At 40.1% G+C, this 14771-nt stretch carries 16 protein-coding genes, 1 pseudogene and 1 riboswitch; of the genes and pseudogenes, 8 read left to right on the forward strand and 9 right to left on the reverse strand.

What is annotated here, in order from left to right; genetic code table 11:
- Window positions 1-51 precede the first annotated feature (51 nt).
- The 3 genes from V7K84_RS23550 to V7K84_RS23560 form a co-directional block, all read right to left on the reverse strand.
- Entirely contained in the window at window positions 52-624 is a 573-nt protein-coding gene (locus V7K84_RS23550) for an HdeD family acid-resistance protein (RefSeq protein WP_334841601.1), read from the reverse strand.
- A gap of 170 nt (window positions 625-794) precedes the next feature.
- A complete protein-coding gene (locus tag V7K84_RS23555; RefSeq protein ID WP_334841603.1) occupies window positions 795-1346 on the reverse strand; it encodes an alpha/beta hydrolase in 552 nt (183 codons plus the stop codon).
- A gap of 61 nt (window positions 1347-1407) precedes the next feature.
- Window positions 1408-1623 (reverse strand): bromodomain-containing protein, encoded by a 216-nt coding sequence (locus V7K84_RS23560; RefSeq protein ID WP_334841605.1) that lies wholly within the window; start codon window positions 1621-1623, stop codon window positions 1408-1410.
- A gap of 546 nt (window positions 1624-2169) precedes the next feature.
- Here V7K84_RS23560 and V7K84_RS23565 point away from each other — a divergent pair.
- The 3 genes from V7K84_RS23565 to V7K84_RS23575 all read left to right on the forward strand — a co-directional run bounded on the left by V7K84_RS23565 (window position 2170) and on the right by V7K84_RS23575 (window position 4167).
- Window positions 2170-2631: a pyridoxamine 5'-phosphate oxidase family protein gene (locus V7K84_RS23565; protein ID WP_334841607.1), complete on the forward strand. Its 462-nt coding sequence runs from the start codon at window positions 2170-2172 to the stop codon at window positions 2629-2631.
- Window positions 2632-2902: 271 nt separating this feature from the next.
- Window positions 2903-3106: a ChaB family protein gene (locus V7K84_RS23570; RefSeq protein WP_334841609.1), complete on the forward strand. Its 204-nt coding sequence runs from the start codon at window positions 2903-2905 to the stop codon at window positions 3104-3106.
- Between the two features lie 449 nt (window positions 3107-3555).
- Window positions 3556-4167, forward strand: a complete 612-nt coding sequence (locus V7K84_RS23575) for a DUF411 domain-containing protein (RefSeq protein ID WP_334841610.1) — start codon at window positions 3556-3558, stop codon at window positions 4165-4167.
- A gap of 46 nt (window positions 4168-4213) precedes the next feature.
- Here V7K84_RS23575 and V7K84_RS23580 read toward each other — a convergent pair whose 3' ends face one another.
- The 3 genes from V7K84_RS23580 to V7K84_RS23590 form a co-directional block, all read right to left on the reverse strand.
- Entirely contained in the window at window positions 4214-5158 is a 945-nt protein-coding gene (locus tag V7K84_RS23580; protein WP_334841611.1) for a tetratricopeptide repeat protein, read from the reverse strand.
- 241 nt (window positions 5159-5399) lie between these two features.
- Entirely contained in the window at window positions 5400-5792 is a 393-nt protein-coding gene (locus V7K84_RS23585) for a hypothetical protein (RefSeq protein WP_334841612.1), read from the reverse strand.
- A 282-nt stretch (window positions 5793-6074) separates the two neighbouring features.
- Window positions 6075-6428 carry a cupin domain-containing protein gene (locus tag V7K84_RS23590; RefSeq protein ID WP_334841613.1) on the reverse strand — a complete coding sequence of 118 codons (354 nt, stop codon included), beginning with the start codon at window positions 6426-6428 and terminating at the stop codon, window positions 6075-6077.
- 140 nt (window positions 6429-6568) lie between these two features.
- On the opposite strand from V7K84_RS23590, the gene V7K84_RS23595 reads away from it, so the two are divergent.
- The gene (locus V7K84_RS23595) at window positions 6569-6985 is read left to right on the forward strand and encodes a KTSC domain-containing protein (RefSeq protein ID WP_322662161.1); all 417 of its coding nucleotides are present in this window, start codon (window positions 6569-6571) and stop codon (window positions 6983-6985) included.
- On the opposite strand, the pseudogene V7K84_RS23600 reads toward V7K84_RS23595, so the two are convergent.
- A pseudogene (locus V7K84_RS23600) lies at window positions 6982-9018 on the reverse strand (hybrid sensor histidine kinase/response regulator); the annotation flags it as partial. The gene V7K84_RS23595 and the pseudogene V7K84_RS23600 sit on opposite strands and share 4 nt — an antisense overlap.
- Window positions 9019-9578: 560 nt before the next feature.
- Between V7K84_RS23600 and V7K84_RS23605 the strand changes: the two are divergent.
- A complete protein-coding gene (locus V7K84_RS23605; RefSeq protein ID WP_334841616.1) occupies window positions 9579-10064 on the forward strand; it encodes a molybdenum cofactor biosynthesis protein MoaE in 486 nt (161 codons plus the stop codon).
- A gap of 199 nt (window positions 10065-10263) precedes the next feature.
- Here the strand turns inward: V7K84_RS23605 and V7K84_RS23610 are convergent, their stop codons facing one another.
- Together V7K84_RS23610 and V7K84_RS23615 are read right to left on the reverse strand one after the other, a co-directional pair.
- Window positions 10264-10674: a VOC family protein gene (locus tag V7K84_RS23610; protein ID WP_334841618.1), complete on the reverse strand. Its 411-nt coding sequence runs from the start codon at window positions 10672-10674 to the stop codon at window positions 10264-10266.
- 103 nt (window positions 10675-10777) lie between these two features.
- On the reverse strand, window positions 10778-11191 hold the full coding sequence (locus tag V7K84_RS23615; RefSeq protein ID WP_334841620.1) for a GNAT family acetyltransferase: 414 nt from the start codon (window positions 11189-11191) through the stop codon (window positions 10778-10780).
- Window positions 11192-11341: 150 nt separating this feature from the next.
- Here V7K84_RS23615 and V7K84_RS23620 point away from each other — a divergent pair, with 150 nt between their 5' ends.
- The 3 genes from V7K84_RS23620 (at window position 11342) to ssuD (ending at window position 14391) form a co-directional block, all read left to right on the forward strand.
- Window positions 11342-12097, forward strand: coding sequence for a dienelactone hydrolase family protein (locus tag V7K84_RS23620; RefSeq protein ID WP_334841621.1), 756 nt, complete (start codon window positions 11342-11344; stop codon window positions 12095-12097).
- 93 nt (window positions 12098-12190) lie between these two features.
- Window positions 12191-13237 carry a sulfonate ABC transporter substrate-binding protein gene (locus V7K84_RS23625; protein WP_334841622.1) on the forward strand — a complete coding sequence of 349 codons (1047 nt, stop codon included), beginning with the start codon at window positions 12191-12193 and terminating at the stop codon, window positions 13235-13237.
- Between the two features lie 17 nt (window positions 13238-13254).
- The gene (gene ssuD, locus V7K84_RS23630; RefSeq protein WP_334841623.1) at window positions 13255-14391 is read left to right on the forward strand and encodes an FMNH2-dependent alkanesulfonate monooxygenase; all 1137 of its coding nucleotides are present in this window, start codon (window positions 13255-13257) and stop codon (window positions 14389-14391) included.
- Window positions 14392-14687: 296 nt separating this feature from the next.
- Window positions 14688-14771: riboswitch (adenosylcobalamin-variant (AdoCbl-variant) riboswitch) on the forward strand.

Consider the following 14771-nt stretch of genomic DNA (forward strand, 5'->3'; position numbering starts at 1 on the left):
AGCCTCTCGTCGAGAAGTATGCTCCCCTGCTTCTTCTTCATTCCCTATCTACTAAGTAGGATTTGCAGCTTCATTAGTAGGATTCGAGGTAGAACGCGCATTTAACGCTAGCATTACGCGTGAGATGCCGGTGAAAATAATGCTGACACCAACTAGTGTACCCAGAAGCCAAGGTGCATTGAAGGGCCACTGGAACCAAATCATTGCACCTAAGACCAGCGTAATAATCCCATCACCTAGTACCCACGTCCAGTTCTCTTGCGGACGTAACTTGAATGCCAGAATTAACTCGAATGTGCCTTCAGCTAGTAAAAAGCTGCCAAGCAACAGAGTTAGTGTAAGCACACCTGTAAAAGGATAAACAAACAACATTATGCCGGTTGCAATATAGAGTCCGCTCAATAGAAGTTTCCAAATAAAACCTCCTTGGTGGCGGGTTTGAGTGGCATAAACTAGTTTTGTAAACCCAGCGAAAATCAAAATCACTGCAATCCAAGTTTCGGCGAATATGGTCGAGAGACTAGGCGCTGCGATCGCAATAACCCCTAAAATACTCAAGAGAACACCTGTTATCAGTGATCCATTCACATTCTTGTTAGTATCTCTAGAAATATCGGTTGTCATAAAAATCCTCTCCTATTCTTAGACTAAACTCTACATTTAGGTTAGGGAATTTCTCAGTAACAGGGTATGAACCCTAAGATAGACTCTTCAGTATTAACTTAATCCTAATAGTGACTAAAATTTATCACTCTTGAGACACTAAACAAATCATTATTGTCTGTAAGTAATTCTTATAAAAGTTCTGCAAGACTGCTAAGGCGTTCATAAACAGAGATGAGACGATCTCCTTCAAGTTCAACAGAAGTATTTGGATAATTTTGAATGGCTCCAAGTAGTGTAACTTCACCGTTTTGTTGAATAGATGTACTTAAAGCGCTTCGCAATGCCTCCTGATTTAGTTCTCCTGCTGGAGGATGAACTACCTCACCAATTTGGTTAACTAAAATTGGCCCAGCCCAACTAGACAGTAAGCTATTTAAAAAGGCAGCATCAGCTTTTATTGGTGCTTTCAGTGCCTTACGAGCTACTGCGGGATCTTGTTGCGCCGCCTCTAGATAAGCTCTTAATGTTGGGGTAGTCTTGCCAGTTTCTGTAAACTGACTTAATTCTTCAACCGATATTTGCCCCTGAAAAGTACCATACTTTAAAACAACTTGCTCGGCAGCATTAGCATTAGTAGTTGAAAATAGAACGATAGCGCCTAAGCCTAAAGCTACTGTCTGACTGAGTAACTTACTAAATTTTTTATTATTTAATCGACTGAAAAGTTGAGAAATCTGCATTTTTTTAAACTTGATAATAGTATAGAGCAGATATAGGCAAAAAATGCCTATATCGTTAGTATTAAACCTTTTCATTAGGCGAAGCCGCATGAGGTAGTATTGATTTATCTTCGTCTAAAGTTGCTGCAGGTACGCCCAAATGCTTCCTTGTAGTTTCTTCAGCAAGCTTTCGGTCTTGTTCGTTCTCGAACTGATTCTCATCTAACAAATGAGGATTTTTTGCTGCTTCGTCTCGGCTTGGTCGATAACCATTTTTCCACCTGTATTTCCAGTCCATAATTTAAAAGGCAGATATCCTGCAATTTTATTTCCTAGTTGCTTATAGTAGACGCTAAATGGAAAGTGATACTCCTGCTATGGGTTGAAGAGGCTCATTCATAAGGTATAATTTTAACATTTTAGGGTAAAAATACTTTGCTGCGTAAATTTTAATACTTTAATACGCAAATAACAAGTCATGAGTGGCGATCGCAAATCCCGCATTTCTCACAAGCTGCTTTGCGTATAAGTAATAAGTAATGAGTAATAAGTAATAAGTAATAAGTAATAAGTTAAGAATTTTACTCATTACTCCTTACTTACTACTCATTACTCCTCCATTCGAGGTGTGGTGAGAAATCCGGGAAATGTAAAGTCACTTTCAACCAATATCTCTATAGATATAACTAAAAAAGCTATTTTTATTATAATTACACCTTTAGGCTCACGCAATTTAAACTAAAAAGGTTAATACTGAAAAATAACTTTATCAGCATTAAATCTGGTTGTCATCACAAATTACAGCCAATAAAAAATTAGAGAAATAGAGAAAAAAGTACAAACAATGACTACTTCTACAGACCGCGATCTACAGATTAAAAAACTGCATGAGCTAATCAAAGATATTGATTATGGTATGTTTACCACAGTCGATGATGATGGCAGCTTGCATAGTTACCCAATGTCAAAGAGTGGTGAGATTAACTCTGATAGTATACTCTGGTTTTTTACTTATGCTGGTTCCCAGAAAGTGACTGAAATTGAACACTATGAGCAGGTTAATATTAGTTTCTCGTCATCCGAACAGCAGCGATACGTTTCTATCTCAGGTACGGCACAACTTGTTAAAGACCGCAATAAGATGCGAGAGCTATGGAAGCCGGAACTTCAAACCTGGTTTCCTAAAGGACTAGACGAACCTGATATTGCTTTGTTGAAAGTGAATATTAACCAGGTTAATTATTGGGATAGTGCATCGAGTTTCAAACCACAAACAATTAGTCTGCTGACACCATCACGTCTTTAAGTAATAAATAATTCGTAATTCGTAATTCGGAATTAACAATTCAATTACGAATTATTTAAGACGTTTATTTTTTTGGCAAAATTGCTACAGTTGTCGGTGGGATTGATTATTTAAGTGAATTAAAATTTATTGATCGCTGTTACCAATACGTTGTTAATGAAGATTTTAAACTCTTCAAAACTTCCAAAGTTTGATACTGCCTTCGTCAGTATCAAACATAGCTTTCCACCCCAAAGCAAAGGACAAACATGAGACTGGGGAAATAAAAGTTATGCCTTACAAACAAATTGCAGACTTACCAGATTCAGTCAAAGAAAATTTACCCAAACACGCCCAAGAAATTTTTCGGGCTGCATTTAACAGCGCTCAAGAACAATATGGTGGAGAAGAACGTGCCTTTCGAGTCGCTTGGAGTGCGGTAAAGCGCGATTACGAAAAAGGCGATGATGGGCATTGGCACAAAAAGCCAGAATAGAAGTGAACTCAATACGGTTCGGTTAAGGTTTTTTGATGAAAGTTATAAATCGCAAAGACGCGATAAATCACCATCAAGACGAAAGACTGATTATTGTAGAGACGGCGATTCATCGCGTCTCTTAACCGAACAGTATTTGAAGTGACCAGCCACAAAAAGATCAATCATGAGAGATCGCCTCAAGAAAAGCGATTGCTCCATTTGTTTTCATGAAAATATGATGACTAATAAGGAATCGCTTTTGCTTTATAGGATATAGTACAGTTTTAGAGATATGAGCAAAAATGAATGTAGAGACGTAGCACTGCTATGTTTATACCAGGGTTATGGGTAACACATATTTAATTTTACTCATATCTCTTTTATGTAAAATCGTAGTCTTTTTAAACTCGCAGAGGCGCAAGGTAAGCGCAGAGTGTTTTGGAAGCAATGTTGTAAGGAAGTATCAGATGTTGCACAAACAATTGATTTATTGCTGGCAAAAATGGTTACTTCCCATCTTGATGCCTGCCACTGTGCAAATAGTGGTTCTAACATTAGGAGTGTTGAGTATCTTGGGAAGCACTGCTCCTATGAGTCATGCTCAAGCTGTTTTTTCCACTTCTGTTGCAGATAATGCTCAACTGATAAGTACCACTAGGTACATCCAAGAGCAACAGACACCATCAAAATCAACAGTGCTAAATGCCACTGTATATCACAGTCCCGATTGTAACTGTTGTGGCGGGTGGATTGAGCACTTAAAGACACAGGGTTTTAAAATCACAGATTTTTCTACACCTGACATCGAAACAGTCAAACAAAAGTACAACGTGCCGGATAACTTGTCATCTTGCCATACAGCAATTGTTAATGGATATGTCATCGAAGGACACGTTCCAGCAGGCGATATCAAACGTCTGCTTCAAGAAAAGCCAAATGTTGTTGGTTTATCTGTTCCTCAAATGCCTGTAGGCACTCCTGGAATGGAAATGGGGAATCGAAAAGACCCGTTTTCTGTGCTTTCCTTCGATCGCCATAACTCAGTTGCAGTATTCAATAAGTATCCTGGTGAGTCCTGAGTGAATTAAAATTAAAAGGGTCTTTTAACTTGGAACTTAGCACTCTTTATTTAGAACCAGTTTTGATCGACTGCGACAAATGACTTAACCATCTCCTCAACCAGAAAGTAGATGCTGCGCTTGCAATTTTTTGAGAAAGAAACTCAATAGCATGGTTACAATCTTGCAGGCTGGCATCGAGTCCCATTGCGTGATAAATTTCACGAGCATTGCAAAAGGCATCCATCGCTTCTGATTCTCGATTGATTTTTTCTAATACCAAACCCAAATTAAACCAGCCATTTGCTTCCCCATTTGGGTCATTAAGATCCCTTCCGATCTCTAATGAATGCTGATAAAACTCCAACGCTCTTTGGTACTTTCCTAAAGCCTTATAAGCACTGCCCAATCCACTCAAGGCCATGCTTTGACCATTGCGATCGCTGATGAATTTTGCCAGCCCTAGCCATTGTTGGTAAAACTCAATTGCTAGTTGGTAAGATCCCAATGATTCATAAGTATTGCCCAAACTTCCCAGGCTTATGCATTCCCCAGTCCAATCGCCTGTTTTCTTGGTTATACTCAACCACTGGTGATAGAATTCAATCGCTTGCTCGTACTTACCCAGGTATTCATAAGTATTACCCAAGCTTCCTAAGCAAATACCTTCCCCAGTGCGATCGCCTATTTTCCTGGTAATACTCAACCACAGGTGATAAAATTCAATCGCTCGCTGGTATTTGCCCAGTGATTGGTAAGCGTTACCCAACCCAGATAAAGATTTGGCTTCTTCTAAGCGATCGCCTATTTCTTTAGCTATATCTAACCATTGCTGATAAAACTCAATTGCTAGGTGGTACTCACCTAGTGACTGGTAAGCATTGCCCAAACTTGCTAAAGAAACGACTTCTGCATTGCGATCGCCTGTTTCTCTGGCTTTTTCTAAGCACTGCTCTTCAAACTCAATGGACTCAATATTATTTAGGCCCCCGGATCTTATTACTTCTGTCATTCTCTATAGAAATTTTTGCTCGATAAGCTGTCGATTATACAATTTTCTATGGCTTTAGCACAGGATAAATGCAACTTATGTCAAAATTTAGAAATTATTTTTCAATATCAAACTTTCTTATATACTTTTAATACACAGCGATCGCTATGTATAAAAGGCTTTTATTTATCCTTAGTAAGAAGCATACAAATATACCATACTGAAAAACTTAGCTTTCTCAAAAGATATAAGAAAAACCAAATTAATCAGCAGCTGCATAATCTGGCAATACGTTGAGTTCTAAATTAACAGCGCTTAAATAATTTTGATCGTTTAAAACTTGTGATGGTAATTTATCTGCATTCACAGCAGCTTTAACCAAATCTTTCGCAAGAATATTTCTATTCAGAGTTTTAAGTACTAGCGCTTCTCCGCTAGGAATACCATGTTGTTGCAGACCTCCTTGATAAGCAAAAGTAACTAGATTCAAAGGCTGGAGGTAATTCGCAGAAGTCGAGTTCGTGGATAAATTATTAGAGTTAACAGCTATTGTTTCACTGTTGTTAGTAGTAGCTGTTTGAGCGCCAGCGATTCCAGGTACAAGAGTGATAGAAGCAAAAATCAGTGCAGAATTTATTAAGTTAGTAAGTTTCATAAGTTATATTTAGGTAAAATGCAATCGGTATTCCTTACTAATAGAGTCCTCTTTATTATTAATCTCAACTTCCTTCAGTCAGGTCATCTGATCGGTTGATCTATGACTCACCCAAAAGGGTGAGCTAATTGAGTGATACAAACAGCAATAGAGACTCAGTTAAGTCCAGACACAGAAAAGATTGGTTGAAATTTTCAAGTACGTAACTGAGGCGAGTTGAACATTTATGCAGTTTTTCAATTCGCCTCTTGAATTCCCCTAACAAAGCAAAGATTTCTGCGGCTAAGGCGCATCTGCGGCTGATGACTCAAACACGCCCATTGGCCCAAGCCGAATCGTGAGTATTTCTACATCAGTGATTGCTATGTGGGGGCCTTGTTGGGTGTGGGCTGGGGTGAACCAAAAAATTCCACCAGAACAACTCTTTCCCCCAGTTTCTACAACTCCTTTCATCACATAGACATACTCATCGCAAGGATGAGTATGAATGGGAATCGTTGTACCCGCCTTCATTGTTAGCAGATGTATTGAACCCTGCGATACAGGCTCGGCTAGGGGGAAAAACTTAGCACCAGGAAACTGCTCAATGTCCAGCGATCGCTCAAAGTCGGTTTGAATAAAGGTCTGTTCTGACATCTTCTTTACCTCTTTTTAATTAGTGTTCTAGCAAGCTTGACGGCAAAGCGTTTTTATAGTATATTAGTACTATAAAAACGCTTAAGTATTGCATAAAACTTTACCACTCCCGACTACGCCAATAGGAGAGTACAAAATAAATGAAGCTATCTAAGGTAGACTTGAGCAGTTTAGTAGCGATCGCTCATTCTGATGGATATTTGCAGTTGTTGCTCGACCGAGGCAACGAACTAGAGTTTTTGGAAATTCCGGCACCGATACAAGCTTATGAAGGATTGCAAGAACTCAACGAAGCGATTGCCGAAACGACTGCATTACCCTTTGAAGAAGAACCAATTGTCATGCTACCAGTTGTCTCATCAATGGCTATGGCTGTAGGCTACGATCGCAACGAACAGATTTTGCAAGTTGAGTTTCAAAGTGGAGCGGTTTATCAGTACTTAGGCGTAGACGAGGATACTTGGGAAGATTTACATTCCTCGGACTCAATTGGCAGCTTTTTCAATCAAGAGATTAAAGGTAGATATGACTGCGATCGTCTAGATAATGCAGATTAATGACTAATAACTGCATGTAGGGTTTTCAATAATTCTTGCGTTGTATAAGGTTTAGATAAAAAGGCTGTATACTACTCAGCCGTTTTATCGAGCGGTACTTGCTCACTTGTTACTAGTCCACTCACAGCAATAATCGGCAACAGCGGATTTATATCTTGCAATGTGCGAATGGTAGTTGCTCCATCCATCTTGGACATCATTATATCAATAATTGCCGCACTAATTTTCTCTTGATGCTCGGTGTAAATTGCTAATGCTTCCATGCCATCACCAGCAGTAATTGCTGTGTAATTATAGTTTTCTAGGGATGTTTTAGTAATTTCCTGAATCGCAGTTTCATCATCTACAACCAAAATGCATTCTCCCGATCCCGTTGGGATTTCTATATCTTGTAAAAACTGGATTGGAACTTGATTAACTGCTGGCAAGTAAACCTGAAATTTTGTCCCTTCGCCTACACAACTTGATATAGTAATAAAACCATCATGTTCTTTAATAATTGATATTACTGTTGATAGCCCAAGCCCTGTACCTTTCCCTAACTCTTTTGTCGTAAAAAATGGTTCAAATATTCTATCTAATATTTCTTTGCTAATTCCCAATCCTGTATCAGCAACTGTCAAGGCAATGTAAGCACCAACTTTAGATCCTATATGCATACTTGCATAAATTTCATCAATCCAAATATTCTCGACAGATATTGTTAAAGTTCCGCCTGTAAGCATGGCATCCCGCGCATTGAGACACAAATTAATTAATACCTGATGCAGTTGGGTGCTATCAGCACAAATAGGTAACAATTCTTCCTGAATTTCTGTGTACACTGTAATTGATTTGGGAAATGTTTGTAAAATAATTTGCTGTATTTCTAAAATCAAGTGTTTGACTTGAAGCACGGTGTGTTGAGGCGTAGCGGTTTGTCCTTGGATATCGCCTTCGATTCCCCTGGCAAATGACAGCACTTGCTTAACTAAATCAGCACCACGTTTAGCATTGCTTTCTATTATTGATAGCATCTGATTAATTTGTGGTTCGCGGTTTTTTGCTTTGAGCAGATGCACTGACATCAAAATTGGTGACAACACATTATTTAAATCGTGAGCAATGCCACTAGCAAGAGTGCCTATACTTTCCATGCGTTGGGCACGTAAAGCTTGCTTTTCTAATTGTTTTTTCTGGGTAATATCACTATCAATAGTAAGAATTGATTTGACTTGAGAATGCTCATCTTCGAGCAGCATCCAGCGACTTTCAACGATCAGTTTCTTTCCAGATTTGCTGGTTTTATGTAACTCACCTTGCCAAAAGCCATTCTTTAAGACAGTTTGATAAATTTCTAAATATTGTGCCAAAGCTTCAATGGATAAAAGTTCATCGAAGTGTTTGCCTATAGCTTCTTCTGATTTCCAGCCATAAAGTTCTTCAGCCTTTTTGTTCCATAATAAAATTTTGTTGGACAAATCTTGCACGAAAATTGCATCACTGACAAGATCCAACATTACTGCTTGTTCGTGAATTTGTTGTTCTACTTGTTTGCAACTGTCCAAAATAGATTCGCTTTGGTGTAATGCTTCTTGTACCTGCTTGTACTCCTGTTTGATGCTTGCCAGTTCAACTAAGTTGCGCCGATTCTCTAGTTGTCTAACTATCATGCGGCTAAGAGTTTGCAATGCTTCCACTTGTTGGGGATTGATTTGGTGTGGTACGCGATCGACTATACACAGAGTCCCGATCGCTTCTCCTCCCGGTGCTAACAAAGGAACACCAGCATAAAATCTCGCACCAAATTCAGCAGAAGTAACTAGGGGATTGATCGCAAATCGTTTATCAGCCAAGGTGTCGGGAATAATCAAAACTTCACCACTTTCCATGCAAATAGAGCCGAAGCCCTTATTTCGTGGCATTTCCGGTACATCCAACCCCACCTTGGCTTTGAACCACTGACGGTTAGCGTCAATTAGATTAATCAAGGCGATCGGTGTGTTACAAATCTGTGTGGCTAAAAATGCTAGATCGTCGAATGCTTCTTCTGGTGGAGTGTCCAGAATCTGGTACTGATGCAGAGCCTCAAGCCTCGCTGATTCTTTGTTACACACGAAAGATTTCATTAGATTGTTCCTAACTATTGCTGAATGACCACTTGCCCTCGTGTTACTAATAAACGTGGATTTGTAGCGCTTTCTGTAGGTAAGCATTGCCACCAAATATCACATAGACTTTTCTGGGCAATTCAGCCTTGCCTGCACTTGATAGCTCAATCAAATCACTATTGGATTATTGCAATAAGTGAACAAGCAGATAACTTGATTGCTTTAATTATAATAATATGTCTTAAGGGGGATAACAGTGAATTTTGGTGATTATAAACAGATTTTAAAATATTTTGGTTACAATCATTTTTTGCTAACAAATAAAATTACTTTTACTATGGCAAGAGAATTTTAACTTTTAATTGCTATCCTGATAAGCAACAAAATTTATCAACTTCAAAAATCCTCTTTTGCCCACAAGCATTAACTAAAGCCACTCAACATAGACTAGTAATGCTTTCTTCAGAGACAATAGAAAAAACCTATATAATATCAACGCAGTTATGACAACCACACTTACCTCTGCTGTTAAACCAAGAGCCGAAGATACTTTTGCCATTACCTTTGCGCCATTATCTCTGGAAGAAATCTACGCACAATCTGACGATCCAGCCAATGGTGCTGTGGTTGTGATGAGTGGTATGGTTCGCAATCAAACCGATGGCAAACCTGTGATTGCTCTAGAGTATCAAGCTTATGAACCGATGGCGTTGCGGATATTTTATCAAATTGCTGCTGATATTCGCTTATCTATGTCTGATGTGAATCGAGTTGCGATTTATCATCGTGTTGGACGTTTGCAAGTTGGGGAAATCAGCGTTTTAGTAGCTGTGGGTTCTCCTCATCGGGGTGAGGCGTTTGAAGCTTGTCAATATGCTATTGATACGCTCAAACACAATGCCCCTATATGGAAGAAAGAACATTGGCAAGACGGTTCTAGCACCTGGGTGAGTATTGGTGCGTGTGAAACATCAGGAGAAAATTGTTGATTTGAAAAAGAATTCAGAATTCAGAATGGGCTACGCCCCGCTGCGCTAACAGGAGTCAGATTGACAAAATCTTGACAAGCATAGGTAAAATGCTATGCTCTTTTTCCAAATCTATTTAACTCATCGACACCACTCACCAGAACCTTGAAAACCGTCATAATTTCGTTGAATGGTGTCGATTGTTTCTACAGTAAGGGTTTCAGGCTACTAAATCGATTGTTTGTCGCTGTGCAAAAGTACTCTTAACAAACTCTGCAATCTCTATACGATTCCCACCGGGATCTCGGAGGAAAAACCGCACGCATCCTGGAAGTGGTCGTCGATCGGGAATAATTTCTATCCCATGCGCTTTTAGGTGTTCTTCAAAGGCGTTCAAGTTATCGACTTGGAAACAAAAATGTCGTCTAGATGCTTGGTTATTGGCGTTTTTCTCTCTACTAACGTGCAGTTCAATGTCTCCCAACTTGTACCACGCTCCTGAATCATTTTTGATGAGATCATATCTGGCAATTTCAGTCAGTCCCAAAACTTCGCTGTAGAAAGATAGCATTGCTTCCTCTACTTCAAAAGGATAGGTTACTTGAATATGATGAATTGCATTAAGCTTCATAAATTTTTCTCCTAATTTGGGTTAAATTTGGTAACGCTACAATCACCTTTTGCCGTAATACTGGCGTATTTCTAAAGTTTTTCTGTTCAAACTCACTAAACATCTATGCGACAAGCTTTCCCATACTGATGCGTTCTTCAATGAGATAGCCAAGTTTTCTATAAAACTCAACTGCTTCTGCGTTGGAGACACGAACTTGGAGATTGATTTTGAGGCATCCCATCGCTATCAATACCTTCTCTGCGTGCTGCACTAGCTTGCTACCAATGCCCTGCCGTTGATACTGAGGACTGACTGCAACTGTGTATAGCCAACCGCGATGCCCGTCATATCCTGCCATGATAGTGCCTAGAATTACAGAGTTAATCTCGGTAACGAAAAACAACTCAGGCTGTACAGCAAGCTTCTGACTGATTACCAATTTTGGGCTGCTGTGCGATGGATTATTAGGAAACACCTCATCCCACAAAGCACTGACTAATTCAGCATCAGATTCTTGATATGGTCTTATATTCATCTACATCTCTAAATCAAAGGACTTGCCTTTGCACATTGTTTGTGAAATACTACTCTTAAAACTACGGAAAATCGATATATTTTAAGTAGTATTGTACAAAAATTACCATAAAACATCGCGTCCTGAAAGCAATTACAGGCTAATCCTAAGATGACAAACACAGAAATTCGCACTGCTCAAGTGAAAGTCCCTAACGGAGATTTGCAAATTGATGCTTACTTAGCTGAACCAGCCCAAAAGGGAACCTTCCCAGCCGTGATTGTGATTCAGGAAATTTTTGGGGTTAATATTCACATTCGGGAAGTTGCTGAGAAATTTGCCAAAGAGGGTTATGTGGCGATCGCACCGACTTTATTTCAACGCACTGCTCCCGGTTTTGAGGGTGGATATACCCCTGAAGATGTTCAGCAAGGGAGAGGATATAAGGAGCAGACAACAGCAGAAGAAATATTGAGTGATATTAAAGCTGCGATCGCTTATTTAAGAACCTTACCAAATGTACAAGGAGATGCGATCGGCTCTATTGGTTTCTGCTTTGGTGGTCACGTCGTTTATCTAGCTGCCACTCTACCAGATATTAAAGTTACAGCTTCCTTCTATGGTGGCGGGATTCCCAACTCAACTCCCGGCGGTGGAGAACCAACCATCACCCGCACTCCAGAGATTAAAGGCCCCATTTACGCCTTCTTTGGTCTTGATGACCAGGGAATCCCCTTAGAACATACAGAACAGATTGAGGCTGAATTGAAGAAAAATCAGATTACTCATGCTATCTTCCGTTATCCCGGTGCAGGACATGGCTTTTTCTGCAATCATCGCGCCAGCTACAATGTCGAAGCTGCCGCCGATGCTTGGAAAAATGTTCAAGAACTATTCCAAAAGAACCTTCAGCTTCAAAAAGTCTAAATCTTTAGGTTACGAGCAATAGAACATTAGAGGCGCACAAATGTGCGCCTCTACGACTAGTCAAAAGCAAATAAAAAACAAAGTATCACGTCCATGATTCCCGCCTTCAAACAGCCACAAGTTAAGATTTTCCAACGTTTTTCACTATTCCTTTTACCTGGATTATTAACAATCTCAACAACCTTAATCAGTTGCTCAGTTCAAATCCCAAATTCAGCAAATCAAACCACTGGGTTGAAAACCAAAGTTGTCCGAATGGGATATCAAAGTTCTGGGGATATTTTCAGACTTAAAGGATTGATCGAAAAACGTTTAAAGCCTTTAGGTGTTTCTGTAGAATGGGCGCAATTTGCCGCCGGGCCACAACTGATGGAAGCAATGAATGTGGGTAGGGTTGATATTGGCTCTGTAGGCGAGACTCCCCCGATATTTGCCCAAGCGGCTGGCACATCTTTAGTTTATGTTGCTAGTAATAAACCTAGTACTGGTAAAGGAAGCGGGATTATCGTCCAAAATAATTCACCGATTCGGACTTTAGCCGATCTCAAAGGTAAAAAAGTAGTTTTTCAAAAGGGTTCTGCTTCCCATTACTTATTAATAAAGGCTTTGGAAGAGGCTGGTTTGAAATATAGTGATATTCAAGCTATTAGCCTCCCCCCTTCAGAAGCTCGTGATGCTTTTATTCAAGGCAAAATAGATGCTTGGGTAACTTGGGACCCTTATTTAGCCGTGGTCCAAAAAAAGGCCAATGCTCGTGTTTTGCGAGATGCTAGTGGCATTTCTACTCAGGGCGGATATTATCTGGCTGCGCGAAAATTTGCCACAGAAAATCCGAAATTAGTACGATTAGTTCTTGAGGAGATAGATAACACAGGGCAATGGGCTGATAAAAACCGAGCAGAAGTTGTAAAACTGACTATTCCTCACCTCAAAATTGATGAAGATATTTTAACAACAATGGTTGGAAGGCGAACTTACGGGTTAAGACCAATTACACCCGAAATCATGGAAAAACAACAGAAAATTGCCGATTTGTTTGCCAAAGAAAAAGTGATTCCTAAACCCATAAATATTAAGGAAGCGATGCTGACTAGCGAACAATATGCAGCTATAACACCGGAAACCATTAGCCAGAAATAGCGCCAGGAGAGAAGAAAATGGAAGTTTTTTGGTATTTGCCGACACAGGGAGATGAGCGTTATTTAGGTACTACAATCGGCAGGCGGCCAGCCACTTATCCCTATATGCAGCAAATCGCCCAAGCTGTTGATAAATTGGGCTATGGCGGGATGTTGATTGGTACCGGACAAAAACAAGATACTTGGATTGTCGCTACTTCATTAATTTCAGTTACGGAACGCTTGCGGTTTCTTGTAGCCTTTCGTCCGGCAATTATGTCGCCTTCTTTGGCAGTTAGAATGGCTGCGACTTTTGACCAGATTTCTAACGGTCGAATTATTCTGAATGTTGTTACTGGTGGCGATACCAAAGAACTTGCAAAAGATGGGATTTTCTTAGATCGTGACCAGCGTTATGAACTCACAGATGAGTTTTTGACAATTTGGCGATCGCTCATGCAAGGTGAAGAAGTAACCTATAGTGGTCGTCATTTGCAAGTTCAAGGGGCAAAACTCCAATTTCCTCCCGTACAAAAGCCTTATCCCACCTTATATTTTGGCGGTTCTTCAGATGCGGCGCTCCAAGTTGCTGCCAAACACATTGATGTGTATTTAACTTGGGGTGAACCACCAGATCGAGTTGCCGAAAAGATTGCAAAGGTACGCCGATTAGCAGCAGAACAAGGTAGAACAGTTCGCTTTGGGATTCGGATGCACGTCATAGTCCGCGAAACTACGCAAAAAGCTTGGGATGCGGCCAATGAACTGATTCAGTATGTTGATGATGAAACCATAGCAGCTGCACATCAGCGGTTTGCTCAATCGGAATCAGAAGGACAACGCCGTATGGCTCAACTGCATAATGGTAATCGCAAAAACCTAGAAATTAGCCCCAACTTATGGGCAGGTGTTGGCTTAGTGCGTGGAGGTGCTGGGACTGCCTTAGTTGGAGATCCAGACACAGTTGCAGCGCGAATGCTGGAATATGCCGATTTAGGAATTGATACCTTCGTTTTCTCAGGTTATCCCCATCTCGAAGAAGCTTATCGAGTTGCGGAATTACTGTTTCCCAAATTGCCATTACAAACTCCAGGCATCGCATTACCGCAGCAGGTTGCAAGTACATTCAGTGAATTTGTTACCAAAACAGATTTACTCAAACCCCAACCTGTGTAGGTAGGGACGCTTTGCGTCCCGCAGGGATGGGATATTTTTTTCACTAGAAGTTCCTTCCTCTACGTGCGTCTGCGTTTAAAAACACTACGATTTTACGCGTATCCAATTCTTACCAAATAGAAAAAAGCATGAGTACGAAAAAACCTCAACTTAGACTAGATCCATTCTTGCCCTATATCTTTCGATCGCTAGTGGATAAGCTCAGTTAAAATTTATCGCAATAGTAATGTAAGATAATTATCTGGATTATTGTCTGGTTAAAATCTATAACCTCAACAAAATCTAAATTACTCAAGCTGGGAGTTGGGAAACTCCGGTGAAATTCCGGGACTGTGCCGCAGCTGTGATGGGATGACCCAAGTCAGAATGCCAACTCTCAG

The organism is Nostoc sp. (assembly GCF_036917315.1).
In the GTDB taxonomy this organism is placed as follows: Bacteria; Cyanobacteriota; Cyanobacteriia; order Cyanobacteriales; family Nostocaceae; genus Nostoc.